We start from the raw sequence: 23176 nt of genomic DNA on the forward strand, positions 1-23176 counted from the left end.
AAGGACTCTGACCCATGGCGAACCTGAACAACTTCGACGCGAACAACGTGGACCCCTCCGTCGCCCTCGACCCGATCCCCGCGGGCAAGTACATCGCCGTCATCACCGAGACGGAGATGAAGCCGACCAAGGCCGGCGGCGGGAAGTACCTCCAGCTGACCTTCCAGATCGTCGACGGCGATCACAAGGGCCGCCTGGTCTGGGCGCGGCTCAACCTGGAGAACAAGAGCGAGATGACGGTGAAGATCGCGCGGGGCGAACTGTCCGCGATCTGCCGCGCCGTCGGCGTCATGGCCCCGAAGGACTCGGTCGAACTCCACAACATCCCGCTGGAGATCAACGTCGGGCTGAAGAAGCGCGACGACAACGGCGAGTTCACCAATGTGATCAAGGGATACGCCAAGAAGGGCGGGAACGGGGGCGGGGGCGCTGCGGGCGCTCGCGTGCCCGCAGGCGTCGGCCCGGGGAGCACGCCGCCGTGGAAACGTTGAGCGCAAGTGGCCGCGTCCTCGTGCTCCCGTACCCGCCGAGTGTGAACCACATCTGGCGGCGCGTGGGGCCGAGGACCGTCATCAGCCGCGAGGGCCGGCGCTACCGCAAGGACGTGTGCGCCGCCCTCGCGGCGATGAAGGTCGAGCGGATGAACGGTCGGCTCGCGGTGAGGGTCACCGTCTGCCCGCCCGATCACCGCCGGCGCGACCTGGACAACGTGCAGAAGGCGCTGCTCGACGCGCTGGCGAAGGGCGGTGCGTACCGCGACGACTCGCAGATCGACCGGTTGGTTGTTGAACGCGGCCCGGTGACGCCGGGCGGCAAGGTGCTGGTGGCCATCGCGCAGATGTCCGGCAAAACAGGAGCACACGCATGAACACGCGGACTGACAGGTGGCGTCGAGTCACGATTGAGTTTGGCGAAGAGCAGGTGACCACGGTCGGATCGCTCAAGACCGAGGGCCCGGAGAGCGACGGCCTCGCGAGCGGGATTGCGTTCTGTCTGTCGTGCGTGCTCCGGCAGCTCGATCTGTCCGAGGTCGAGGTCGCCGCGCACCTGCTCAGTAACGCGAACGCCAGGAACGTCAACGAGGAGACCCTTGCGCAGGCCGGCGGTCGCTTCCTTCGCCGCCGAGCGGGATCGGGCGCGTGATGCAACTGCGTCCCTACCAATCCGAAGCCGTGGCCGCGGTGTACGAGCACCTGCGGACCCGCGACGACAACCCCTGCGTGGTGATTCCCACCGGGGGCGGCAAGACGCCCGTCATCGCCACCATCTGCCGCGACGCGGTCGGGCCGTGGACCGGGCGCGTGGTCATCCTGGCCCACGTCAAGGAGCTCCTGGAGCAGGCGGCGGACAAGCTCAGCACCATCGCGCCCGACGTGCCCGTGGGCATCTACTCAGCTGGCCTGAAGCGCAAGGACCTCGGCTACGCCGTCACTATCGCCGGCATCCAGTCCATCTACCAGCGGGCGTGCGACCTCGGGCCGGTGGACCTGCTCATCGTGGACGAAGCGCACCTGATCCCGCCCGATGGCGAGGGGATGTACCGCCAGTTCATCGCCGACGCCAAGGTCGTGAACCCGCTCGCGCGGGTGATCGGCCTGACGGCGACGCCGTTCCGCATGAAGTCGGGGCCGATCTGCGAGCCGGGCAACATCCTCAACCACGTCTGCTACGAGGTCGGCGTTCGCGAGCTGATCGTGCAGGGCTTCCTGTCGCCGCTGCGCACCAAGGCGGGACTCCAGAAAGTCAGCACCGAGGACCTGCACGTTCGCGCCGGCGAGTTCGTCGCCAGCGAGGTCGAGGACCTCATGGACAGCGACGCCCTGGTCGAGGGCGCGTGCGCCGAGATCGTCGAGCACACCAAAAGCCGTTCCGCCACGCTGATCTTCTCGTCGGGCATCCGGCACGGGCAGCACATCGTGGAGGTGCTGAAATCCAAGCACGGAGTCGAGTGCGGGTTCGTGTCCGGTGACACACCCGCGGGCGTGCGGAGCAGCATCCTCGACCGGTTCCGCTCGGGGGCGCTGAAGTACCTCTGCAACGTCAACGTGCTCACCACCGGCTTCGACGCGCCGCACATCGACTGTGTGGCGCTGGTGCGGCCGACCATGTCGCCCGGGCTGTACTACCAGATGGTCGGGCGCGGCTTCCGCCTGCACCCCGGCAAGGCCGACTGCCTCGTGCTCGACTTCGGCGGCAACGTGCTCCGGCACGGCCCGGTGGACGCGATCCGCATCGCCACCGACGACCGTGGCGAGGGCGAAGCGCCGGCGAAGGAGTGCCCGCAGTGTCACGCGCTCATCGCGGCGGGCTACCAGACGTGCCCGGAGTGCGGACACCAGTTTCCCGAGCCCAACAAGCAGAAGCACGAGGCGCAGGCCAGCACCGAGGGCATCCTCAGCGGCCAGACCACGCGCGAGGAGCACCACGTCAGCGAGACGACGTACCACGTTCACATCAAGCGCGGGGACCCCGACGCGCCGCTGACGATGCGTGTCGAGTACCGCGTCGGCTTCAACCGCTACTTCCGCGAGTGGGTCTGCTTCAACCACACCGGGTACGCGCGGACGAAGGCCGAAGCGTGGTGGCGGGCGCGGTCGGTCGAGCCCGTTCCCGGCGGCACCGAGGAGGCGGTCGAGCTCGCGCGGGCCGGGGCGCTCGCCTCGACGCTCTCCATCACCGTCGAGAAGAAGGCGGGCGAGCAGTTCGAGCGGGTGGTGGCGCACCGCCTCGGCGATAAGCCGCCTCGGCTTGAGGGCGACGAAGGCCTGCCCGAGTACGCGCCCGCTAGCACCACGTACGGCATCCCAGACGACGAAATCCCCTTCTGAACAGGAGCACACGATGATCACGATCACGATCGAAGAGACGGATAGGGACGGCCACGTGGTGGGCCGGCACGTGGCTTCGGCCCCCATCGACAAGACTGACGCCAAGGGCGTCGGGTCGCTGCTGGCCCGCAGCGTCGGCGGGCTGATGTACCACGGCCAGACTCGGGCGGAGGTCCCGCTGCTGCTCGCGGCGGCGGGCACGCACCGGTCGAGCCGCTGCACGCAGGCGATCGCCCACGCGATCGGGCTGGCGAAGTACGACTACAGCTTCGACTACGCAGTGAAGCCCGTCGTGGACCTCGACCGGCTCCTCGACTACCGCGCGAGCAAGAAGGACCGCGAGCACGCGGCACAGATGCTCAAGATCATGGGCGCCAGCGTCAAGACGAAGGGGGATGACGAGTAAACCGATGAGCAACGGCCCGTCCAATCTTCTCGACGCGGCGCGGTGGTACCTCGCGCGCGGCTTCGCCCCGATCCCCGTTCCCGCGGGGTCGAAGGTGCCGGTGCTCAAGGGCTGGACCGATATGCGCCTCGCAGAGGCCGACCTGCCCCGGCACTTCAACGGCACCGGGAACATCGGCGTTTTGCTCGGGGAGCCGAGCGGTTGGCTCGTGGATGTGGACCTGGACTGCGAGGAAGCGGTGGCGCTCGCCCCGGCGTTCCTGCCCCCGACGGGTGCGAAGTCGGGCCGGCCCGGCAAGCCGTTGTCGCACTGGTGGTACGTCTGCGAGGGGGCGAAGACCCGCAAGCACCAGGACCCGGCGTCGAAGAAGATGATCGTCGAGCTACGAAGCACCGGGGCGCAGACGGTGGTCGGCCCGAGCGTGCATCCCAGCGGGGAGTTGTACGACCCGCTCGAGGGCGAGCCCGCCGTGGTTGATGCCGAGGAGCTTGCCGCTGCTGTTGCGGCTCTTGCTGAGGCCGTGGTCGGCGGGCGACGCCAGGGGGCGGGAAAGGCGGCGGGCGCGGAATCCGCGCGGAAATCCACGCCCATCCATGTGGCAGGAACGCCATCCGCGCCGGAAGCCGCGCATCCGCGCACCGTGTTCGCCGGGTGTCCCGCCGGGGATGCGCTGGTTCGAAGGGCTGGTGCCTACCTCGACAGCATCCCGCCGGCGATCTCAGGCTCGGGCGGGCACAGCCAGACGTACGCGGCCGCGACGGCGATGGTGCACGGGTTCGGCCTCGACCCGGAGGCGGCGTTCTCGCTGCTGTGGGACCGGTACAACCCGCGGTGCGAGCCGCCGTGGTCGGAGAAGGAACTGCGGCACAAGGTCAGCGACGCCGCGAGCAAGCCGCACGATCGCCCGCACGGGTGGCTGCGCGATGCGGGCCCGGTCGAGGCCACCGACGTGGATCTCTCCGGGTTCGATCCGGAGCGACGGCGCGGCGCGCCCGAGCGTCCACGCTCTGAGAGGCCGCCTGACCCAGGGCCGTTCCCCGAGCACCTCCTCCGCGTCCCCGGCTTCATCGAGCAGGTCGTGGCGCACAATCTGGCGACGGCCACACGGCCGCAGCCCGTGCTGGCGCTGGCGGCCGCGATCTGCCTCCAGGCCGTGCTGGCGGCGAGGAAGGTCCGCGACGAGCGAGGCAACCGGACCAACGTCTACTGCGTCGGCGTCGCCCCCTCCGGCGCGGGCAAGGACAACGCCCGCAAGGTGAACAAAAACATCCTCTTCGCCGCCGACATGGTCGAGCACGAGGGTAACGAGGACCTTGCGTCCGACGCCGGTCTCATCACGGCCGTCGAGGCCGAGCCGGCGATCCTGTTCCAGATCGACGAGTTCGGCCGCTTCCTTCGCACCATCGGCGACCCGAAGAAGGCCCCCCACCTGTTCAACGTGCTGACAGCGCTCATGAAGCTCTACAGCAGCGCCGACACAGTCTTCCGGGGCAAGGCCTACGCCGACAAGAAGCGGAACAAGGTGGTCGATCAGCCGTGCGTGAGCGTTTACGGAACGACCGTCCCGGAGCACTTCTTCGAGTCGCTCACCGCCGACAGCCTCAGCGACGGGTTCATCGCCCGGTTGCTGGTGTTCGAGGCGGCGGAGACGCCGGCGCGGCAGCGCGCCAAGGCGACGGGCGTCCCCGACGCGATCAAGCAGGCCGCTGAGTGGTGGGGATCGTTCAAGCCCGGCGGCAACCTCGCCCCCGAGCACCCCCAGCCGATCGTGGTCGAGGCCACGCCGGAGGCGGGCGCGGTGTTCGATGCGCTCGCCGCGATGGTGGACGCCGAGTTCGGGAAGCCGGATGAGACGGGAAGGTCGCTGTGGGCCCGTGCCGAGGAGAAGGCGTGCCGCCTCGCGCTGATCTACGCCTGCTCTGCGAACGCCCAGAAGCCGGTCATCGACGAGGACGCCGCCCGCTGGGCGTGCGACCTGTCGGAGTACCTGACCCGCCGGATGCTCTACATCGCCCACGAGTGGGTCGCCGACGGCGTGTTCGACGCCCGGCAGAAGCGCGTGGTGCGGGTGGTGCGCAAGGCGGGCGGAAAGATCTCCCGCAGCGAACTCTGCCGCAAGACACAGTGGTTGACCCAGCGGGAGCGGCAGGAAGTGATCGACAACCTCCTGGAAACGCAGCAGTTGCGGCAGGAGGAGGAATCGACGGCAACCCGGCCGAGGGTCTGGTATGTGCTGGCATGAGCCGAAAAGTTCAATCATTCATCCATTCACCGCGCGCGCACGCGGGTCGCGTACGCGCGGGCACGGACATGGGCGTAAGGGAGGTATTGAAAGATTGAAGAATCTCTCTCTTTCATCATGTACTCCCCTGACCCCTGACCGGGCCGCGCCTACCGAGAGCCAAACGGCGCGCGGGGTGGTTGCGAATGGTTCCTTCCCGCCAGAAACCGCCAAGCAGCGCCGCCGGGAACAGCCGCAAGGGGAGACTGAGTTTGTTTGCGCTGTCCGACCGGGGGCGGGTGGGGCGGGCTTGGGGTACGCCGCCCCGCCAGGAACGCGACGTGGGCCAACGTGGGCCGTCCCGCGGCCAACGGGCGTCGGGGGGTGGGCGGCCCGTAGTGGGCGGGATTCGGGGCGCTGAACGCCCCCGGACGGGCCCGTAGCCCGAGCGATCCATCCAACCAGCGATCCAGCCATCCCCGGACCTGCCGCATGTGCGGCGGCCCACCACGACGCCCCACGCGCTGGCGCTTGGCGCCGCGCGTCCGAACGGAGATCGCTGTGAACATCGAGACGCTTTCCATCGACGCCGTCAAGGAGTACGACCGCAACCCTCGCACCATCAGCGACGCCGCCATCGACGCGGTCGCCAAGAGCATCGAGGCCTTCGGCTTCAAGATCCCGATCCTGATCGACGCCGACGGCGTCATCATCGCCGGGCACACCCGCCTCCGCGCCGCGCGGAAACTCGGGCTGAAGGAGGTGCCGACGATCCGGGCGTCCGACCTGACGCCCGACCAGGTCAAGGCCCTGCGGATCGCGGACAACAAGCTCCATGAGCTCTCCGCGTGGGACATGGAGCTCCTGCCGATCGAACTCGCCGACCTCAAGGGCGTGGACTTCGATCTGGCGGTGCTCGGTTTCAGCGCCGACGACCTCGCGGCGATCATGGCCCCCGCAGGGAATGATGGCCTCACCGACCCGGACGATGTGCCCGCACCACCGGACGCAGCGACGACGGTGCCCGGTGACATCTGGGTGCTCGGCAACCACCGGCTCATGTGCGGCGACTCGTCGAAGCCCGAGGACCTGGACCGCCTGCTCGACGGGCAGCCGATCCATCTCGTGAACACGGACCCGCCGTACAACGTGAAGGTCGAGCCGCGCAGCAACAACGCGATCGCCGCGGGCATCACGTCCTTCTCGCGGCGCGAGGACCTGCAGTGCGAGCGTTCGCAGAGCGAGCGCGGCAAGAAGGACCGCGAGCGCCTGGCCCGCAAGAACACCCACCACCAGTCGATGGACCTGGCCCGGCACCCCGAGAAGGCCCAGCCGACGACCAGGAAGATGCGCGCCAAGGACCGGCCGCTGGCCAACGACTTCGTCTCCGACGACGAGTTCGATCGGCTGCTCGCGGCGTGGTTCGGCAACATCGCCCGCGTGCTGATCCCGGGCGGTGGGTTCTACATCTGGGGCGGTTACGCCAACTGCGCCAACTACCCGCCGGTCCTGAAGGCGATGGAGTTGTACTTCAGCCAGGCGATCATCTGGATCAAGGAGCACCCGGTCCTCACGCGCAAGGACTTCATGGGCAATCACGAGTGGTGCTTCTACGGCTGGCGCGAGGGCGCTGCGCACCGTTTCTTCGGCCCCAACAACGTGCCGGACACATGGTCCATCAAGAAGGTGAACCCCAACGCGATGGTCCATCTGACCGAGAAGCCGGTCGAGCTCGCTCGACGGGCGATGGAGTACTCCTCGCGCCCGGGCGAGAACGTGCTGGACCTCTTCGGCGGCAGCGGCTCGACGCTCATCGCGGCGGAGATGACGGGGCGGCGGGCGTACCTGATGGAACTCGACCCGCTCTACTGCGATGTCATCGTGCAGCGCTGGGAGAAGTTCGCGGGCCGCAAGGCGGAGCGGCTGACCGCGGAGGCGCGGTCGTGATTCACGACTCAACCTACTGCGTGCTTCCTCAGGAAGGCGGCGACATCGGACTTGGGGACGCGACCCTGGGCGACCTCGATCACGTAGTCGGCCAATGCGTCGTCATCGATCGCGATCTCGATTCCGTTGAGATCGAGGAACACCAGTGCCGCAGCGGTGCCGGTCCGCTTGTTCCCATCCACGAACGGATGATTCTGCACGATGTGGTAGAGATACGCCGCCGCCATCTCGAAGAGGTCCCCGTGCAGGTACCTCCCGTCGAACATGGCGCGCGGCGTGTCCACGGCGGAGGTCAGCAGCCCAGGATCGCGCAGGTCCGGGCTGCCGCCGTACCGCTCGATTTGGTCCTGGTGAATCGTCAGGACGTCATCAACGCCGAGGAATATGGGCTGGTCCACGCGTCACTCCGCGAGCTTGCGGAGGGCCTTGCCGTGCCGGGCGTTGATCCTGGCGAGCGACTTGCCGACCCGGGCGCCGCGGCTCTCGGGGCTCACGGGCGTGATCGTGAGGACCTTCCCGTCCGTGCTCACCTCCAGTGGCGAGTCCGGCTCGATCCGGAGGAGTTCGAGGATGGGCTTGTCGATGATCAGGGCGTAACTGTTGCCGTGCTTGGTGAGCGTCTTGACCATGCGGGCCTCCGTGGCGTGATACTACGATGTATGTACGAAGTATATCCATCGGCGGTTCAGGGACAAGGCTTGAGGCGGGTGGATACGCCGCAGAAACGCCCCGGCAACGGGCCGGGGCGGGAGCATTCTCGGACTGACGCTGGGGGGTCAGTTCGCCTTGCCCGCGACGAAGACGCCGCGCTCGTGCTTCTTGAAGCGGGCCTTGTCTCCCTTCGCAGCGATCTCGCGGATGATGGCGGCGTAGAGCGTGGCCTCGGGGGTCTTGCCGCCGGGCGAGCGCCACAGGCCCTTGGCCTCCATCGCGGCGATCATCTCCTTGGCCCGCATCGGCACCTCGCTGGCGGCGAGCACCTGGGCGGCGGCGTCGAGCGCGCTGACGCGCTTGGGCTTGACGGGCTTCGGAGCCTTCAGCACCTTCGGCGTCGTCGCTGCATTCGCCTTGGACTTCGGGGCCGTCGAAGCCTTCGCGGCCTTGTCGCTCTTGGGTGCCTTGCTCTTCGCCTTCGCGTGGGGCGCGTCCGGGGCGGGGCCGAGCACCGCCGGGCCGAAGACCGCGACCGCCGCCCGCTCGGCGAGGCGGTGGGCCTCCTCGCGCGTCGGCGGGGTCGTGTCGTCGGGCGTCGCGGTTGCCTTCGTGGCCTTGCGGGCCTTCCACGCCGCGCTTATCTCGCGCTGGACCTTGCCCATGTTCCTGACCGATCCCTTGCGTGCCATGTCGGACTCCTTCTGTCGGGTGCGAATGCCCGCCGCACGCTGCGGCGGGTCGTGGGGGGAAGCGTGGCGGACGCGGCTCCCCGCGTCGCCGCGCGGCGGGGGTCACTCGGCGTCGCGCAGGAACTCCTCGATGCGCTCGCGCTCCATCCCGCTGAGGAAGCCGACCAGGTAGATCAGGTCGCTGCGGACCTTGCCGAGGTTGCCGGGCAGGCCCCAGTTGCGCGGGTCGGCCTTGGCTCGCTCGTCGTGCTTGTCGAGCTCCATCTCGAGCACGTCGAGCAGGCGGGCGATGTCGCTGCGGCGGGCGGCGTAGATCTCGGCGGCGGTGGGTTCGGTCTTCGTGGTCTTGGGGGTGCGCTTGGTCATGGTCGTGCTCCTTGGGGTTCGAGGTGCTGGTGGTCTCCGGTAAACACCGAAGCCCGCGTGACGCGGGCTTCAGGTCGTCGGGTCGGTTGGGAGTTCGGGGTTTCGCGGCCCCGCCGGGGCTTCCCGCCCGGTCGCTTCGCGGGCCGCGTCGGTTCGTCCCTGGCGGTAGCCGGTGTGCAGCCCCTCGCGGTAGCCGCTCTCGAAGGCGTGGCGGACCAGGTCGCGGATCGACCAGACCGGGATCTCGTGGATGTCGAGGCAGTCGCGCTTGCGCGTCTCCAGCGTCTCGAGCAGCAGTTCGACCTTGGCCCATTCCATCTCGGCGTCGAGGGCCTTCTGCTTGGTGATCGCGTCGATGTTGGTGCGCTTGGTGCTCACGGCGGCGTCCTTTCAGCGGTTGGTGGTGATCGAGGCGAGGAGGGCGGCGATCGCGTGGGCGACGTTCAGCACCGCCGCGGTGGTGCGGACCTCGTCGGGCGTGCCGAGTCGGAAGGACGCGCTCGAAACAGTGACCTCCCACACCGACCCGTAGGCGACGTGGGCGTTGATGCAGATCGGGCTGCCGCCGGGCGTGGGCAGGTCGATGCTGACCTCCGGGTTCGCCGTCCCCCCCGCGTCGCTGTGCGCCACCTTGGCAAAGCCGAAGGGCGTGGTGTTGGCGAGCGCCCGCAGGGCGGGGAGCATCGCGTCGAGGTCGGCCTTGGTCGGGATGGTGTTCTTCGTGTTCATCGCTGCGCTCTCCTTCGTGGGGGTCGCGGGGTTCCGGCCCGCGTTGTGACACATGAAGCCGTGACATCGCGCGGACATCAAGGCGATTCGGCGAGGATTCGCCGAGAATCTGCGGCTTGTGGGCAAACATGCCGACACGGGGCCACCCGGGCGGGAGTTCCAACGCCGGGAGGTCCGGGATGACTCCCGAACACGCGCCTAGTGCCGGCCCCTCTCCCGCCGCACAGGGAATGTCCCGGCTGAATCCGGGCGCGCTGTCGGTGGCCGACGCCGCCCGCGTGCTGTCGCGCCTCGGCGGCAAGTCCGTCACGGAGGAGATGCTCCGCGCCGACATCGACGCCGGCGCGCCAACGAACGCGAACGGCACCATCAACCTCGTGCATTACGCGGCGTGGCTGGTGAAGGAGATGGCGGCTTCCGGAGGTGGTGGTGGCGATTGACCCGCGCCAACTCAGGCCCGGCGAACTCGCGCGGTTGCTGAACAGCACACCGCTGGGCGAGGTGATCAGCGAGCGGCAGCTCCACCGTCACCGCACGCGCGCGGGGTTCCGCGTCGTGGCGGATGGCGACGCGGGGAAGGTGGATCTGTTCCGGTACGTCGCGTGGCTCGTCACGACCCGGCACGAGGCGCTCGCGGAGGCGGCCCGCCAGCCGGAGGGGCTGACAGGCTACGAGGCGATGAAGGAGCGGGCGCGGCAGCGCAACGCCATGCTCTCGCTCTCGGGGAGGGACATCGGCGACCTGCCTGAGGTGGCAGACCCCAAGCGGAAGGAGAGGGCGGCACGCGACTTCCGGTACTTCTGCGAGGCGTACTTCCCGCAGACGTTCCACCTCAAGTGGTCGGACGATCACCTGAAGGTCATCGCCAAGATCGAGCAGGCGGTGCTGGAGGGCGGGCTGTTCGCGATGGCTATGCCGCGCGGCAGCGGCAAGACCAGCCTGTGCGAGACCGCCTGCCTCTGGGCGCTCGTGTGCGGGCACCGGGAGTTTGTGGCGCTCGTCGGCTCGGACGAAGAGCACGCGGCGGGGATGCTCGAGTCGATCAAGGCGGAGCTGGAGAACAGCGAGGTCCTCGGGGCCGACTTCCCGGAGGTCTGCCATCCCATCCGCTCGCTGGAGGGCATCCACCAGCGTGCGTCGGGACAGTTGTACCAGGGCAGGCAGACGCACATCGGGTGGACGGCGCGCGAGATCGTGCTGCCGACCATCCCGGGTTCGGCGGCGTCGGGGTCCATCATCCGCGTCGCGGGGATCACCGGGCGCATCCGTGGCATGAAGCACAAGCGCGTCGATGGCGTGAGCGTTCGCCCGTCGCTCGTGCTGATCGACGATCCGCAGACCGACGAGAGCGCGCGGTCCCCGTCGCAGTGCGCCAACCGCGAGCGAATCCTCGCCGGCGCGATCCTGGGCCTGGCTGGGCCGGGGAAGAAGATCGCGGGGCTGATGACGCTGACGGTGGTCCGCCCGGACGACCTGGCCGATCGCATCCTCGATCGGGACAAGCACCCGCAGTGGCAGGGCGAGCGGACGAAGATGGTGTACGCCTTCCCGGCGCGGGAGGCGCTGTGGCAGCGGTACGCGGAGATCCGGGCCGAGGGGCTGCGCAGCGACCGGGGCATCAAGGCGGCCACGGAGTTTTACAAGCAGCACCGGATCGCGATGGACGAGGGTGCGGTGGTCGCCTGGCCCGAGCGATTCAACCACGACGAGATCTCCGCCCTCCAGCACGCGATGAACCTGAAGCTCCAGAACGAGGCGGCGTTCTTCGCGGAGTACCAGAACGAGCCGCTGCCGGAGGTGCAGGCGACTGACGACCTGCTCAGCGCCGACCAGATCGCGGCGAAGTTGAGCGGGCACCCGCGCGGAGAGGTGCCCCTGGGCTGCACGCGCCTGACGATGTTCGTGGACGTGCAGGGCAAGGCGCTGTTCTACCTGGTGGCCGCGTGGGAGAACGACTTTACGGGCTACGTCATCGACTACGGCACCGAACCCGACCAGAAGGCCCCCCACGGGTACTTCACGCTCCGCGACCTGCGGCGGACGCTGGCGACGGCCGCGCCCCGTGCCGGTGTCGAGGGAGCGATCTACGCCGGGCTGGAGCGGTTGATCGGCGCGACCGTTGCCCGCGAGTGGCGGCGCGACGACGGCGCGATGGTGCGCATCGACCGCTGCCTGATCGATGCCAACTGGGGCTCGTCCACGGACGTGGTGTACCAGTTCTGCCGCCAGTCCCCGCACGCGGGCGTGCTCATGCCCAGCCACGGGCGGTACGTCGGGGCGTCGAGCGTCCCGTTCTCGGATTACAAGCGCAAGCGCGGCGAGCGCGTCGGGCTCAACTGGCGCGTGCCCGTGGTGACGGGCAAGCGCGCCGTGCGGCACGTCGTCTTCGACACGAACTACTGGAAATCGTTCGTGCACGCACGCCTGGCGGTGCCGATGGGCGACCCTGGCTGTCTGTCTCTCTTCGGCAGCAAGCCGGAGGCGCACCGGCTCATCGCCGAGCACCTGACCAGCGAGTACCGCGTGAAGACCGAGGGTCGGGGCCGCACAGTCGATGAGTGGAAGCTCCGCGTCGACGGGCTCGACAACCACTGGCTCGACTGCCTTGTCGGCGCGGCGGTGGCGGCGTCGATGCATGGGGTGGTGCTTTTCGGAACGGACGCCGAGGCAACGCCGCGCCGGCGGCTGCGGCTGTCGGCGCTGCAGCACGGGAGAAAGACATGGTGAAGGACTCACCGGCTGTCAACCCGAGTGCGCGCGAGGCACGCGGCCTGCGATGCCCCAAGTGCGGGTGCGGCCACCTTCCGGTGCGGTACACGCGGCAGCAGAACGGCCACATCATGCGGGTAAGACGGTGCCGCCACTGCGGGCACCGCGTCGTCACCCGCGAGCGTCCGTAGCGCCGCCCCCCCCCTGGTACACATCTGTACGAACCTGCTGCGCCGAGGAGTCTCCGCGAGGTTTTGACGCGGCGGCGCGTCGGAATGGGTGGATGATCACGCACATCCCACCCATGACCGACGCGCGCACCGCAGCCAAACTCAAGCTCGAACTGCGGCTGACACCCGGTGTCGACCGCGAGGACGCGGCGCAGGAGGCATGGCTCGCGCACATGGAGGGACGCAATCCTGCCCGCGCCGTCAACACCTTCGCGCAGCGCGAGCGGCGGTACCGTCGCAGGCAGCGTGCCGTAGGCGGGCGTGCCGAAGTGCTCGGCGCGACGGAGCACTGCCATGCCCGGTGATCCCCAAGCCACGCCCGGTCTTGACCACACCATCCGCGACAACGCGTCTCAGCCCGCGAAGGCGTCGGTGGACGGCCAGACTGTCGAGCAGCATTCGCTGAAGGACCAGATCGAGGCGGATCGGTACCTCGCGTCGAAGCAGGCCGCGCGGACGCCAAGGAATGCCCTGCGGCTGACGCGACTGGTTCCGCCCGGGGCGGAGGGGGGCTGATGCTCGGACTCTTCAAACTCCGTTCGAGCACCCCCCACGCTCCCGCTCCGCCGAGGGGTCGCTCGGCCCACAAGGGCGGCTTCCTGCGTCGGCTCGTCGTGGGCACCGCGCTCCGCGCCGGGTTCGACTCGGCCGTCACCAACGACCTCAACCGCAAGCATTGGGCCAACGCCGACGGCCTGAGCGCCGATGCGGCCGCTTCGCCCGAGGTTCGGCGGACGCTCCGCAACCGCGCCCGCTACGAGACGGCGAACAACGCCTACGCGAAGGGCATCGTGCTGACCCTCGCCAACGACGTGGTGGGCACCGGCCCGCGCCTGCAGCTGCTCACCGAGGACGACGACGCCAACGAGCGGATCGAACAAGCGTTCATGTCGTGGACGAAGGCGATCGGGCTGCCGGAGAAGCTGCGCACCATGCGGGCCTCCCGCGCCACTGATGGTGAAGTGTTCGCGGTTCTCGTGAGCAATCCCCGACTGCCGACGCCCGTCAAACTCGACATCCGGCTCGTCGAGGCCGACCAGGTCACGACGCCGGACCTCTGGCCCGTGGACGACAACGCGGTGGACGGCATTGTCTTCGACGCCTTCGGCAACCCGGTCGAGTACCACGTCCTCAAGGGGCACCCGGGCGACACACGCACCGGATTCCTTGGGATCGAGTACGACCGCCTGCCCGCCGAGTCGGTGCTGCATTACTTCCGGGTCGATCGCGCCGGACAGAGCCGCGGCGTCCCGGACATCACGCCGGCGCTGCCGCTCTTCGCGCAGTTGCGCCGGTTCACGCTGGCGGTGCTGGGCGCGGCGGAGACCGCCGCCGACTTTGCGGGCATTCTCTACACCGACGCCCCCGCCAACGGCGAGGCCGAGGCGGTCGAGCCGATGGACGCCATCGAGCTCGAGGCCCGCTCGCTCCTGACCATGCCCGGCGGCTGGAAGATGGCGCAGGTGCAGGCCGAACAGCCCTCGACCACCTACGCCGAGTTCAAGCGTGAGATCCTCAACGAGATCGCCCGCTGCCTGAACATGCCCTTCAACGTCGCGGCGTGCAACTCGTCGGGGTACAACTACGCCAGCGGTCGCCTCGACCACCAGACGTACTTCAAGAGCATCCGCGTCGAGCAGGAGCACCTGGCTTGCGTCGTGCTCGACCGGCTCCTCGACGCGTGGCTGCGCGAGGCGGTGCTGATCTCGGATCTGCTGCCGCTCCCGGTGCGCACGCTGGTCGCCGGCGGTCAGAGTCTCCCGCACCAGTGGTTCTGGGATGGCAACGAGCACGTGGACCCGGCCAAGGAGGCGACGGCGCAGGCGACGCGTCTGGCGTCGCACACCACCACGCTCGCAGCGGAGTACGCCAAGCAGGGACGCGACTGGGAGAACGAACTCCGCCAGCGGGCCAAGGAATTCTCGCTGATGAAGGAGCTGGGGCTCGCGCCCGAGCAGGCCGAGTCGCTCGCTCCTGTCGGTACGGGCAAGGAGGACGACGATGCCGAGTGAACGGCTGCTGAACCTGTGCGCACCCGTCGAGGGTTGGATCGAAGCCGCCCCTGCGACGGGCGATGGGCAGGCCGCGAGCCTTCGCCGGTTCTCGATGGTGGCCTACACCGGCGGGCCGATGGTCCTGGCGGGCTGGCCGCACCCCGTAGTCGTCGACCTCGCGGGGCTGCAGGTCGCCGGCGGCGGCTTGAAGAGTCGCCCGATCCTCAAGGACCACAATCGCTCCCTCATCGTCGGGCACACCGATTCGGTCCGCATCGAGGGCTCGCAACTGCTCGTCTCGGGAGTGATCTCCGGGGCCGGGCCTGTGGCGCGAGAGATTGTCGAGAGCAGCCGGAACGGCTTCCCGTGGCAGGCGTCGCTGGGCGCGATCGCCGGGCAGATGGAGTACGTGCCCAAGGGCAAGAAGGCCTCGGCCAACGGACGCGAGTTCGAGGGCCCCGTGCTGATCGCACGCAAGAGCACGCTGGGCGAGGTGAGTTTCGTGGCGCTGGGCGCGGACGACAACACGAGCGCGGCGGTCGCCGCCGGCGCTGTGCGGCCACCCACATCAGGCAAGGAGGACGACATGACGTTCGAGCAGTGGCTTGAGGCCAAGGGCTTTGACCCCGCTTGCCTCACCGACACGCAGAAGACCAACCTCGAGGCCCTGTTCAACGCCGAGTCCCAAGCCCCCCAGGGGGCGGGCGGCATGGATGCCGATCCCGACGGGGACGGCGAAGCGGGCGAGAGCACGGACGCCACCCCGCCGATCGCCCGCCTCCGCGCCGAGGTGGCCGCCGAGTCCAGGCGGATCGCCGAGGTCCGGCGGATCTGCGCTGTCGGCGGCGGGAAGCACGCCGAGATCGAGGCCAGGGCCATCGCCGAGGGTTGGGACGCGAACAAGACCGAGCTCGCGGTGCTCCGCGCCGAGCGCCCGTCGCTGGTCGGGGGCGGCGTTCGTGGCGACAAGGACCCCGCTCAGGCGGGCCTCGCCCTGGAGGCCGCGCTGTGCCTCTCGGCGGGTCTGCCCGAGAAGCAGGTGGGCGAGTGGTACGACGATCGCACCATGAACGCCGCGTTGGCACGCGATCTGCGCGGGGCGGGGCTGCACTCGCTCATGTACGAGGTCATCCGCGCGGGCGGCGAGCACGCGCGCCCGGGGCGCGTGGACAACGACACCATCCGGACCGCCTTCAACGCCGAGCGGCGGCTCATCCAGGCGGCGGGCGGGGGTGGGGGTTTCACCACGATCTCGCTCTCGGGCATCCTGTCCAACGTCGCCAACAAGACCATGCTCGCGGCGTACACCGCCGTCGAGAGCGTCGTGGGCCACTTCTGCGCCGAGACGGACGTGAACGACTTCAAGGAGGTCACGCGCTACCGGCTCACCGGCAACGGCGTCTTCGAGAAGGTCGGCCCCGACGGAGAGCTCAAGCACGCGGGGCTCAGCGAGCAGGCGTACACCAACAAGGTCGAGACGTTCGGGCGGATGATCGCGCTCACGCGGCAGATGATGATCAACGACGACCTGGGGGCGTTCCTCCAGATCCCGCGCATCATCGGGCGCATGTCCGCCCTCAAGCGCGAGGAGGCGGTCTTCGAGCTGCTCCTGGCCAACCCGGCCAACTTCTTCGGCGTCGGCAACAAGAACTTCTTCTCGGGCGCGGACACGGCCCTGTCGATCGATGCCCTGACCAAGGGCGAGCAGATGTTCCTCGACCAGACCGACACGGACGGCAAGCCGATCCTGCTAGCCCCCGCCGTGCTGCTCGTGCCGTCGTCCCTCAAGGTCGCGGCCCAGGTCCTGATGACCGAGACGCGGATCAACGAGACGACCACCACCGACAAGGGCAAGCCCAGCGTCAACCCGCACGCGGGCAAGTGGAAGCCGGTCGCCAGCCCCTACCTCAACGCGCAGGGCATCTCGGGCGGAAGCGCCAAGGCGTGGTACCTCTTCGCCAACCCGGCGGACGTGGCGGCTATCGAGATCGCGTACCTGCGCGGCAAGCGCACGCCGACCATCGAGAGCGGCGAGACGGACTTCAACACGCTGGGGATGCAGTGGCGCGGCTACTTCGACTTCGGCGTCGCCATGCAGGACTTCCGCGCGGCGGTCAAGAGCAAGGGCGAGGCGTAACCCCCCATGGGCGACTCGATCCCGATCGGAGGCGAAGGCGGCGATGGCGAGCCGGGCGGCGAGCCCGGCTCCGGAGGATCACAAATGTCCACGACGAAGTTCGTACACGAAGGCGCGGCGATCGACTACACCCCCGGGGCCGATATCCCCGCGGGCACGGTCGTCGTGCAGGGCGAGTTGGTCGGCACCACGCGCGTCGACCTCAAGGCCAATCAACTCGGCTCGCTGGCGGTGCAGGGAGTCTTCGACTTTCCCAAGGCCGCCGGCGCAGGCACGGCGTTCACCGTCGGCACGCTGGCGTACTGGGACGCGATCGCCAAGGTCGCCACCAAGACCGCCGCCGGCAACAAGGTGATCGGCAAGGCCGTGCGTGCCGCGGCGGATGCCGACACCACGGTGCGCATTCGCATGTCGCAGTAACCCCGGCGAGAGGAGGCTCGGCATGGGTGACCTGCTCGAACAGGGCGCAGCGTTCCTCGACGACCAGCGGCATCGGCACATGAGCCGCACCGTGGTCTACAGGCGCGGGGCAGACGAGAAGGAAGTCCAGGCCACCATCGGCCGCACGGAGTTCGAGCAGGCGGACGAGGCGGGCCTGATCCACCGCGTCGAGTCGCGGGACTTCCTCGTGCGGACGGCGGATCTGGATCTGGGCGCTGGTCCGATCCTCCCGCGGGCGGGCGACCAGGTGCGAGAGACGGTTGGTACGAGCGTGTTCGTGTACGAGGTCAACGCCCCCGGCGGGCAGCCGCCCTGGCGATTCAGCGACCCGTACCGGCGAGTGATGCGGGTTCACACGAAGTTCGTGGGCACGGAGGCGTGATGACGGGAGCAAACGCACAGAACGGCACCAACGGCGGCAAGGCGTCGCTGCGCGTGCAGTGGGCGGGGATCGTCGTCATGATCCTGTTTGCGGCGGGCGCGATGACGGTCCAGTGGGGCGTCGTCACCGCCAAGCTCCAGCAGGTCGAGAAGCGCCTGGACGAACTGATCGTCGAGGCCCGGGCCCTGCGCACCGAGTACCAGGCGATCGAGCGGCGGGTGTCGTACCTCGAAGGGCGGCTGAATGGGAGGCCGGGGCAGTGAGCACTATCGCAGCCATTGCCGACGCCGTCGCCGCGCACATCAACGCCGGGACGTACTCGCGCCCGGTGAGCGCCAAGCGGATGTACCAGCCCGCCTTCACGCTGGAGGACCTCAAGGACCTGCGCGTGTCGGTCGTGCCGCGGACGGTCGGCATCTCCGCCGCCAGCCGTGACAGCAGCACCTTCGAGTGCATCATCGACGTGGGCGTGCAGCAGAAGCTGCCGGCCCCCCACGAGGGCGAGCAGGCCGAGATCGACGCTCTGCTCGACCTCGTCGAAGAGATCGCCGACCGCCTGCGGCTGGCGAGGCTCCCCGGCGCACCCGAGGCCGCGTGGGCTGGCATCGCCCACGAGCCGGTGGTGGCGAGCGAGTCGCTGGAGCAGCACCTGGTGTTCACCAGCGTCCTGAGCGTCACCTACCGGGTGCGGGGGTAGCCAATGAGGAACTTCATCGCGCTGAAGATCGACCTGGACAGCACCTACGTATCGCTCTCGGCGACGCCGCTGGTGGCGACGTGCACGCTGACGTTCGCGCACACCAACACGCAGGACGCCACGCTCAAGGGGACCGACGGCAAGGAACTGCTGATCCCGCCGGGCGCGCAGTATCGCCTGGAGCGCGTGGACCTGTCGCAGATCCAGATCAAGAGCAAGGCGGGCGAGTGCGCGTACGTGGTCGGGCACGGCGGCTGAGCCCCCACCTCACCCCCACGAGAGGCAAGGAGACCGGCAATGGCGATCAAACTGGGCATGGAGGCGGTCCTCAAGTACAAGGTCGGCGGGCAGGCCGGCGGCGGCGCGTGGACGGCCCTTGGCAACGTCAAGGACGTGACGCTCAACCTTGAAACCGGCGAGGCCGACGTGACCACCCGCGCCAACGCGGGCTGGCGGGCCACCGTCGGCACGCTCAAGGAAGCCAGCGTCGAGTTCGAGATGGTGTGGGACACTGGCGATGCGGGGTTCACCGCCATCAAGAACGCCTTCTTCAACAACGCCGTCATCGGCCTTCAGGTCCTCGACGGGACCAGCGGCCAGGGCCTTCAGGCGGACTTCTCGATCACCAACTTCTCGCGCAGCGAGGCACTCGAGGAGGCCATCACCGTCTCGGTCACCGCCAAGGTGACGTACTCGGCCACGGCGCCCTCATGGATCGGCGGCTAACTCACACGGCAATCAGTCAGGAGGCACGGATGCGGGCATTTACCGACAACGCGGGCAGGCAGTGGCAGGTCGAGATCAACGTCGCGGCCCTCAAACGGGTGCGCGGCCTCGTGCGCGTGGACCTCATGCAGCCCATCGAGGGCACGGGCGGGCTGCTGGAGCGGCTCGTCCGCGACCCGGTGCTGCTGTGCGATGTGGTCTACGCCCTCTGCAAGCCCGAGGCCGACACGCGCGGCGTCAGCGACGAGGACTTCGGCCGGGCGATGGCGGGCGACGCCATCGAGCACGCCACCGCGGCGGTGCTGGAGGAGCTCGTGTCTTTCTGCCCGAGCCCGAGGGACCGGGCCAACCTCGGGCGGGTGCTCCAGGCCACGCGGGAGGTGATGGACAAGGCGCGCGACCTGGCGACGCGGCGGATCGATCACCTGATCCAGAGCGGGGAACTGGATCGCCTGGCGGAGAGCGCGCTGGGCGAGGACCCACAGCCGCCGACGCCTGGCGGCACGTCTGGTACTGCGCCGGAGCCGTCGGCGTCGATCCCGGCCCACTGACGCTCCGCGAGTTGATGGAGATGCTCGAAGGGCGGCAGCGACACGACTGGTCCATCGCTTCCTCGTGCCTCTCGGTCATCGCAAACCTGCACCGCGATCCCAGGCGCACGCGATCGTTCAAGCCCAGCGACTTCGACCCGTTCGCCGCCCACGCACGCCAACGCCCAGTCACGGTGCCCGTCTCGGTCCTCAAGGACGTGTTCATCGACGGCAGGCTCCCCGCAATCACCCCCGCACCGACCAAGGAGGATCACAGATGACCACCCGCCACTATGTCTACCTCGCCGGCCTGGCGCTCCTCACGCTCGTGCTCGCGTCGTGCGCCGGGATCGACTTGGGCGACCTCGTCAAGGTCAAGACGCCCAACGCCATCCAGCAGACCACCGGCCTGCGCGCGACGCTCTCACTGAACGAGGCAGAGGCCGAGTACCAGAACTGGTTCAACCAGACGCAGGCCACCGGCGCGCAGTGGAAGGGCAACATCGAACGGGCCGGCGAGGTCCGCGGGCTGCTCGGGCAACTGACGCTCTCGGCCCTCGACACCGTGGGCCCGACCGTCGCGGGCCTGCCCGTGCTCGGGCCGGCCCTGCCCGCGCTCACCGGCATCGTCGGTCTGTTCATCGGATCGGGCCGTCTCCGCAAGGAGAAGGAGGCGTCGTTCAACAAAGGCCTGGAGAAAGGCCGCGGCCTGACGGGCGAGGCCTGATCGGTTCCCGGTCCCGGTTCCCCCCGCTCCAGCGAGCAAGGAGGCTCCCATGCAGATCGTCCCCGGCAAGTTCATCCGCGTCCCCAACAAGCCGCCGTACCAGCACCCCGCCGCCAGCCCCGACTACTTCGCCACGCGGGGCGAGGTGGTGTGTGGCGGGCGGCGCGCGGATCTCGACCTGCTCTTCACGCCCACGGAACTGCGCCGGGCCGCGCACCGGGCGCAGAAGAACCGCGAGGACATCCCGCCGGCGAAGCGGCGCACGCTCCTGGCCCTGATCCAGCGGCTGCTGTGAGGCGACTCGTGGGGGGCGGCGTGATCACCATGCGGATCAAGGACGTGTTCTTCGACCGGCACGTCGTGATACGGGCGATGGACTCGGACAAGCGAAAGGTGCTCAGCCAGGCCGGGGCCTTCATCCGCACGGCGGCCCGCACGAGCATCCGCAAACGCAAGGGGACCGCCCCGCCGGGCAAGCCGCCGCACTCGCACGAGGGAAGCCTGCGGCGGCTGATCCTCTTCGGGTACGACAAGTCGAGTGATTCGGTCGTGGTCGGTCCCGTGGGGTTCGCCAAGAGCACCGCGCCCAAGGCGCTCGAGCACGGCGGCGAGACAGTCGTTCATCAACGCCGCCGGGGGCGGCTCGTGTCGCGGAAGGTGAAGATCGCCGCGCGGCCGTTCATGGTCCCGGCGCTGGAGAAGGAGCGGCCGAAGTTGCCGCTGCTGTGGCGCAACTCCATCCGGAAGGGAGGCTGATCGGTGGCGGACACGCGGGGCATCCGGGCCGGACGGGCGTTTGTCGAACTCGGTGTGAGCGACAAGCTCAGCGCCGGGCTCCGCCGCGCCCAGAAGCGCCTGGAGGCCTTCGGCCAGGGGCTGCGCAGCGCCGGCACACGCCTGGCGGGCCTCAGCGCGGCGGCGGTCACGGCCCTGCTCGGGAGTGTGAAGGTCTTCTCCGGCATGGGCGACGCCCTCGACAAGATGATCCTGCGCACCGGCGTCAGCGTCGAGACCCTCAGCGAACTGGGCTTCGCCGCCGAGCAGGCTGGGGCGGACATGGAGACGCTGGAGAACGGCCTGAAGTTCATGCAGCGGTCGCTCGTGGACGCGGCGAAGGGCTCGGCGACCGCACAACAGGCGCTCTCGCTACTCGGCCTGTCCGTGGCCGACCTCGCGGGCCTCTCGCCGGACCAGCAGTTCAAGCGCCTGGCCGATCGATTGTCGCAGGTCACCGACCCCGCGTTGCGCACCGCTCTGGCGATGGAGATCTTCGGGCGGGCTGGGACGAAGTTGCTCCCCCTGCTCTCCTCCGGCGCGGCGGGGATCGAAGAGTTGCAGGCCCAGGCCCGCAGCCTCGGCCTGACGGTGAGCACGCAGACGGCCAGGGACGCCGCGGAACTCAACGACACGCTGAACATCCTCTGGCGCGTGGTCAAGCAGGGCGTCTTCGCCATCGGCGGGACGCTCGCGCCCACGATCAAGGAACTGTCGCAGCGGATCACCCGCGTCATCGTCGCCGCCACCGACTGGATCAAGCGGAACAGGGAAGTCGTCGTCTGGGCCCTCAAGGTCGCGGCGGGGGTCGTGGTGGTCGGGGCCGCCCTCATCGGCTTGGGCGTGGCCATCACCGGCATCGGCGCGGCGATGGGCGTGCTGGCGACCGTCGTCTCGGGCATCGGCGCGGCGTTCGGGCTGGTCGGAGCGGTGCTGGGCGCGCTGCTCAGCCCTATCGGCCTGATCGTCGCCGCCGTGGTTGGGCTGGGCGCTGCGCTCGTGGTCACCAGCGGCGCGGGCGGGGCGGCACTCGAGTGGCTCGGGGAGCAGTTCACACGCCTGCGCGACTGGGCCACCAAGGTCATCGGCGGCATCTCCGATGCCCTGGCCGCCGGCGACATCGCGCTCGCCGCCGAGATCCTGTGGCTGAGCCTGAAGGTCGCCTGGCAGCAGGGCATCGCGGCACTCAACAAGGTCTGGCTCCAGGCCAAGCAGTTCTTCGTCGGCACGGCCCAGTCCATGTGGTACGGGGCGCTGGCCGCCGCCGAGATCGGCTTCCACGCCATCGAGGTCGCGTGGATCGAGACGACCGCGTTCCTCTCCAAGACGTGGACCAACTTCGCCACCGGCTTCCAGAGGGTCTGGGAGCAGGCCTCGTCGTGGGTCGCCAAGCGGATGCTGGAGATCCAGGGGCTGTTCGACTCCGGGCTGGACGTGGACGCCGCGAAGAAGGCGGTGGACCAGCAACTCGAGTCCCGGCTCGTGGAACTCGAGGACGCCGCCCAGCGCGACGTGGCCGCGCGCGAGCGCCGCCGCGCCGCCGAGCGCGAGCAGGCGGCCGCCATCCACGAGGCCACGCTCGCGGCGATCGGCCAGGACTTCGAGAACGCGCAGGACGCGCTCCGCAAGGACACGGAGGCGGGCCTTGCCGAGTCGCGTGCCGCCCTGGACGCCGCCAAGGAGCGCCTGGCCGCCGCGATCGAGGAGGCCCGGCGCAAGCGCGAGGCGGCGGACGCGGAGCGTGGTCCTTCCAGGTCTCCCCGCGACCTCATGGCCGAGTTCGAGGACCGCGTAGCCGGCCTGGGCGACCTGCTCGCCAAGGGGATCAGCGTGCGCGGCACATTCAACGCCAAGGCCGCGCAGGGACTCGCCGCGGGCAGCGACGCCGCCGAGCGCACGGCCCGGGCGACGGAGCAGACGGCCCGGCACACCAAGCGACTGGCCGATGCGGCGGGGACGGGCGGATTGTCTTTCGGTTGAACGGAGTAG

The 23176-nt window shown here is 69.2% G+C and carries 30 protein-coding genes; 24 read left to right on the forward strand and 6 right to left on the reverse strand.

What is annotated here, in order from left to right:
- Positions 1–14 precede the first annotated feature (14 nt).
- The 7 genes from HRU76_13030 to HRU76_13060 all read left to right on the forward strand — a co-directional run bounded on the left by HRU76_13030 (position 15) and on the right by HRU76_13060 (position 7402).
- Positions 15–491 (forward strand): DUF669 domain-containing protein, encoded by a 477-nt coding sequence (locus tag HRU76_13030; protein QOJ18455.1) that lies wholly within the window; start codon positions 15–17, stop codon positions 489–491.
- Positions 488–868, forward strand: coding sequence for a RusA family crossover junction endodeoxyribonuclease (locus HRU76_13035; protein ID QOJ19192.1), 381 nt, complete (start codon positions 488–490; stop codon positions 866–868). Before HRU76_13030 ends, HRU76_13035 begins: the two co-directional genes overlap by 4 nt.
- Positions 865–1143 (forward strand): hypothetical protein, encoded by a 279-nt coding sequence (locus HRU76_13040; GenBank protein ID QOJ18456.1) that lies wholly within the window; start codon positions 865–867, stop codon positions 1141–1143. The genes HRU76_13035 and HRU76_13040 overlap by 4 nt, the downstream gene beginning before the upstream one ends.
- The gene (locus HRU76_13045; protein QOJ18457.1) at positions 1140–2828 is read left to right on the forward strand and encodes a DEAD/DEAH box helicase family protein; all 1689 of its coding nucleotides are present in this window, start codon (positions 1140–1142) and stop codon (positions 2826–2828) included. The genes HRU76_13040 and HRU76_13045 overlap by 4 nt, the downstream gene beginning before the upstream one ends.
- 13 nt (positions 2829–2841) lie before the next feature.
- On the forward strand, positions 2842–3234 hold the full coding sequence (locus tag HRU76_13050) for a hypothetical protein (protein ID QOJ18458.1): 393 nt from the start codon (positions 2842–2844) through the stop codon (positions 3232–3234).
- Positions 3224–5476: a DUF3987 domain-containing protein gene (locus tag HRU76_13055; protein ID QOJ18459.1), complete on the forward strand. Its 2253-nt coding sequence runs from the start codon at positions 3224–3226 to the stop codon at positions 5474–5476. Before HRU76_13050 ends, HRU76_13055 begins: the two co-directional genes overlap by 11 nt.
- Positions 5477–5947: 471 nt before the next feature.
- A complete protein-coding gene (locus HRU76_13060; GenBank protein QOJ18460.1) occupies positions 5948–7402 on the forward strand; it encodes a ParB N-terminal domain-containing protein in 1455 nt (484 codons plus the stop codon).
- An 8-nt stretch (positions 7403–7410) separates the two neighbouring features.
- Here the strand turns inward: HRU76_13060 and HRU76_13065 are convergent, their stop codons facing one another.
- The 6 genes from HRU76_13065 to HRU76_13090 form a co-directional block, all read right to left on the reverse strand.
- Positions 7411–7800: a type II toxin-antitoxin system death-on-curing family toxin gene (locus tag HRU76_13065; GenBank protein ID QOJ18461.1), complete on the reverse strand. Its 390-nt coding sequence runs from the start codon at positions 7798–7800 to the stop codon at positions 7411–7413.
- A 3-nt stretch (positions 7801–7803) separates the two neighbouring features.
- The gene (locus tag HRU76_13070) at positions 7804–8031 is read right to left on the reverse strand and encodes an AbrB/MazE/SpoVT family DNA-binding domain-containing protein (protein ID QOJ18462.1); all 228 of its coding nucleotides are present in this window, start codon (positions 8029–8031) and stop codon (positions 7804–7806) included.
- Positions 8032–8178: 147 nt separating this feature from the next.
- The gene (locus tag HRU76_13075; GenBank protein QOJ18463.1) at positions 8179–8745 is read right to left on the reverse strand and encodes a hypothetical protein; all 567 of its coding nucleotides are present in this window, start codon (positions 8743–8745) and stop codon (positions 8179–8181) included.
- Positions 8746–8847: 102 nt separating this feature from the next.
- A complete protein-coding gene (locus HRU76_13080; protein QOJ18464.1) occupies positions 8848–9111 on the reverse strand; it encodes a hypothetical protein in 264 nt (87 codons plus the stop codon).
- Positions 9112–9180: 69 nt separating this feature from the next.
- On the reverse strand, positions 9181–9489 hold the full coding sequence (locus tag HRU76_13085; GenBank protein QOJ18465.1) for a hypothetical protein: 309 nt from the start codon (positions 9487–9489) through the stop codon (positions 9181–9183).
- A gap of 12 nt (positions 9490–9501) precedes the next feature.
- Positions 9502–9840, reverse strand: a complete 339-nt coding sequence (locus tag HRU76_13090; protein ID QOJ18466.1) for a hypothetical protein — start codon at positions 9838–9840, stop codon at positions 9502–9504.
- 230 nt (positions 9841–10070) lie between these two features.
- Here HRU76_13090 and HRU76_13095 point away from each other — a divergent pair, with 230 nt between their 5' ends.
- The 17 genes from HRU76_13095 (at position 10071) to HRU76_13175 (ending at position 23167) form a co-directional block, all read left to right on the forward strand.
- Positions 10071–10280: a hypothetical protein gene (locus HRU76_13095; GenBank protein ID QOJ18467.1), complete on the forward strand. Its 210-nt coding sequence runs from the start codon at positions 10071–10073 to the stop codon at positions 10278–10280.
- Positions 10270–12567 carry a phage terminase large subunit family protein gene (locus HRU76_13100; protein ID QOJ18468.1) on the forward strand — a complete coding sequence of 766 codons (2298 nt, stop codon included), beginning with the start codon at positions 10270–10272 and terminating at the stop codon, positions 12565–12567. The genes HRU76_13095 and HRU76_13100 overlap by 11 nt, the downstream gene beginning before the upstream one ends.
- A gap of 265 nt (positions 12568–12832) precedes the next feature.
- Positions 12833–13084, forward strand: coding sequence for a hypothetical protein (locus tag HRU76_13105; protein ID QOJ18469.1), 252 nt, complete (start codon positions 12833–12835; stop codon positions 13082–13084).
- Positions 13074–13295, forward strand: a complete 222-nt coding sequence (locus HRU76_13110; GenBank protein ID QOJ18470.1) for a hypothetical protein — start codon at positions 13074–13076, stop codon at positions 13293–13295. The genes HRU76_13105 and HRU76_13110 overlap by 11 nt, the downstream gene beginning before the upstream one ends.
- Positions 13295–14791: a phage portal protein gene (locus HRU76_13115; protein QOJ18471.1), complete on the forward strand. Its 1497-nt coding sequence runs from the start codon at positions 13295–13297 to the stop codon at positions 14789–14791. The genes HRU76_13110 and HRU76_13115 overlap by 1 nt, the downstream gene beginning before the upstream one ends.
- Positions 14781–16910, forward strand: coding sequence for a hypothetical protein (locus HRU76_13120; protein ID QOJ18472.1), 2130 nt, complete (start codon positions 14781–14783; stop codon positions 16908–16910). The genes HRU76_13115 and HRU76_13120 overlap by 11 nt, the downstream gene beginning before the upstream one ends.
- Positions 16911–16994: 84 nt before the next feature.
- Entirely contained in the window at positions 16995–17330 is a 336-nt protein-coding gene (locus tag HRU76_13125; GenBank protein QOJ18473.1) for a DUF2190 family protein, read from the forward strand.
- Positions 17331–17352: 22 nt separating this feature from the next.
- A complete protein-coding gene (locus tag HRU76_13130) occupies positions 17353–17733 on the forward strand; it encodes a hypothetical protein (protein QOJ18474.1) in 381 nt (126 codons plus the stop codon).
- Positions 17733–17996: a hypothetical protein gene (locus tag HRU76_13135; protein ID QOJ18475.1), complete on the forward strand. Its 264-nt coding sequence runs from the start codon at positions 17733–17735 to the stop codon at positions 17994–17996. The genes HRU76_13130 and HRU76_13135 overlap by 1 nt, the downstream gene beginning before the upstream one ends.
- Positions 17993–18430 carry a hypothetical protein gene (locus tag HRU76_13140; protein QOJ18476.1) on the forward strand — a complete coding sequence of 146 codons (438 nt, stop codon included), beginning with the start codon at positions 17993–17995 and terminating at the stop codon, positions 18428–18430. Before HRU76_13135 ends, HRU76_13140 begins: the two co-directional genes overlap by 4 nt.
- 3 nt (positions 18431–18433) lie before the next feature.
- On the forward strand, positions 18434–18688 hold the full coding sequence (locus tag HRU76_13145) for a hypothetical protein (GenBank protein QOJ18477.1): 255 nt from the start codon (positions 18434–18436) through the stop codon (positions 18686–18688).
- Positions 18689–18727: 39 nt separating this feature from the next.
- Complete coding sequence (locus HRU76_13150) at positions 18728–19156, forward strand: hypothetical protein (protein ID QOJ18478.1); 429 nt, start codon at positions 18728–18730, stop codon at positions 19154–19156.
- Between the two features lie 29 nt (positions 19157–19185).
- Positions 19186–19707, forward strand: coding sequence for a hypothetical protein (locus tag HRU76_13155; GenBank protein QOJ18479.1), 522 nt, complete (start codon positions 19186–19188; stop codon positions 19705–19707).
- A 256-nt stretch (positions 19708–19963) separates the two neighbouring features.
- Positions 19964–20413, forward strand: a complete 450-nt coding sequence (locus HRU76_13160) for a hypothetical protein (protein ID QOJ18480.1) — start codon at positions 19964–19966, stop codon at positions 20411–20413.
- Positions 20414–20462: 49 nt separating this feature from the next.
- Positions 20463–20708: a hypothetical protein gene (locus HRU76_13165; GenBank protein ID QOJ18481.1), complete on the forward strand. Its 246-nt coding sequence runs from the start codon at positions 20463–20465 to the stop codon at positions 20706–20708.
- A gap of 29 nt (positions 20709–20737) precedes the next feature.
- Positions 20738–21169 carry a hypothetical protein gene (locus HRU76_13170; GenBank protein ID QOJ18482.1) on the forward strand — a complete coding sequence of 144 codons (432 nt, stop codon included), beginning with the start codon at positions 20738–20740 and terminating at the stop codon, positions 21167–21169.
- A 3-nt stretch (positions 21170–21172) separates the two neighbouring features.
- Positions 21173–23167, forward strand: coding sequence for a phage tail tape measure protein (locus HRU76_13175; protein QOJ18483.1), 1995 nt, complete (start codon positions 21173–21175; stop codon positions 23165–23167).
- The last annotated feature ends 9 nt before the right edge of the window (positions 23168–23176 follow it).

Source organism: Phycisphaeraceae bacterium (assembly GCA_015709595.1).
Taxonomy (GTDB): Bacteria; Planctomycetota; Phycisphaerae; order Phycisphaerales; family SM1A02; genus CAADGA01.

What these genes read in the sequence shown, in the direction of transcription:
- HRU76_13030 (QOJ18455.1), top strand. Translation starts at nt 15, where the DNA reads ATGGCGAACCTGAACAACTTCGACGCGAACAACGTGGACCCCTCCGTC.
- HRU76_13040 (QOJ18456.1), top strand. Translation starts at nt 865, where the DNA reads ATGAACACGCGGACTGACAGGTGGCGTCGAGTCACGATTGAGTTTGGC.
- HRU76_13050 (QOJ18458.1), top strand. Translation starts at nt 2,842, where the DNA reads ATGATCACGATCACGATCGAAGAGACGGATAGGGACGGCCACGTGGTG.
- HRU76_13055 (QOJ18459.1), top strand. Translation starts at nt 3,224, where the DNA reads ATGACGAGTAAACCGATGAGCAACGGCCCGTCCAATCTTCTCGACGCG.
- HRU76_13060 (QOJ18460.1), top strand. Translation starts at nt 5,948, where the DNA reads ATGTGCGGCGGCCCACCACGACGCCCCACGCGCTGGCGCTTGGCGCCG.
- HRU76_13070 (QOJ18462.1), bottom strand. Translation starts at nt 8,031, where the DNA reads ATGGTCAAGACGCTCACCAAGCACGGCAACAGTTACGCCCTGATCATC.
- HRU76_13075 (QOJ18463.1), bottom strand. Translation starts at nt 8,745, where the DNA reads ATGGCACGCAAGGGATCGGTCAGGAACATGGGCAAGGTCCAGCGCGAG.
- HRU76_13080 (QOJ18464.1), bottom strand. Translation starts at nt 9,111, where the DNA reads ATGACCAAGCGCACCCCCAAGACCACGAAGACCGAACCCACCGCCGCC.
- HRU76_13090 (QOJ18466.1), bottom strand. Translation starts at nt 9,840, where the DNA reads ATGAACACGAAGAACACCATCCCGACCAAGGCCGACCTCGACGCGATG.
- HRU76_13095 (QOJ18467.1), top strand. Translation starts at nt 10,071, where the DNA reads ATGTCCCGGCTGAATCCGGGCGCGCTGTCGGTGGCCGACGCCGCCCGC.
- HRU76_13105 (QOJ18469.1), top strand. Translation starts at nt 12,833, where the DNA reads ATGATCACGCACATCCCACCCATGACCGACGCGCGCACCGCAGCCAAA.
- HRU76_13110 (QOJ18470.1), top strand. Translation starts at nt 13,074, where the DNA reads ATGCCCGGTGATCCCCAAGCCACGCCCGGTCTTGACCACACCATCCGC.
- HRU76_13115 (QOJ18471.1), top strand. Translation starts at nt 13,295, where the DNA reads ATGCTCGGACTCTTCAAACTCCGTTCGAGCACCCCCCACGCTCCCGCT.
- HRU76_13120 (QOJ18472.1), top strand. Translation starts at nt 14,781, where the DNA reads ATGCCGAGTGAACGGCTGCTGAACCTGTGCGCACCCGTCGAGGGTTGG.
- HRU76_13125 (QOJ18473.1), top strand. Translation starts at nt 16,995, where the DNA reads ATGTCCACGACGAAGTTCGTACACGAAGGCGCGGCGATCGACTACACC.
- HRU76_13130 (QOJ18474.1), top strand. Translation starts at nt 17,353, where the DNA reads ATGGGTGACCTGCTCGAACAGGGCGCAGCGTTCCTCGACGACCAGCGG.
- HRU76_13135 (QOJ18475.1), top strand. Translation starts at nt 17,733, where the DNA reads ATGACGGGAGCAAACGCACAGAACGGCACCAACGGCGGCAAGGCGTCG.
- HRU76_13145 (QOJ18477.1), top strand. Translation starts at nt 18,434, where the DNA reads ATGAGGAACTTCATCGCGCTGAAGATCGACCTGGACAGCACCTACGTA.
- HRU76_13150 (QOJ18478.1), top strand. Translation starts at nt 18,728, where the DNA reads ATGGCGATCAAACTGGGCATGGAGGCGGTCCTCAAGTACAAGGTCGGC.
- HRU76_13155 (QOJ18479.1), top strand. Translation starts at nt 19,186, where the DNA reads ATGCGGGCATTTACCGACAACGCGGGCAGGCAGTGGCAGGTCGAGATC.
- HRU76_13160 (QOJ18480.1), top strand. Translation starts at nt 19,964, where the DNA reads ATGACCACCCGCCACTATGTCTACCTCGCCGGCCTGGCGCTCCTCACG.
- HRU76_13165 (QOJ18481.1), top strand. Translation starts at nt 20,463, where the DNA reads ATGCAGATCGTCCCCGGCAAGTTCATCCGCGTCCCCAACAAGCCGCCG.
- HRU76_13170 (QOJ18482.1), top strand. Translation starts at nt 20,738, where the DNA reads ATGCGGATCAAGGACGTGTTCTTCGACCGGCACGTCGTGATACGGGCG.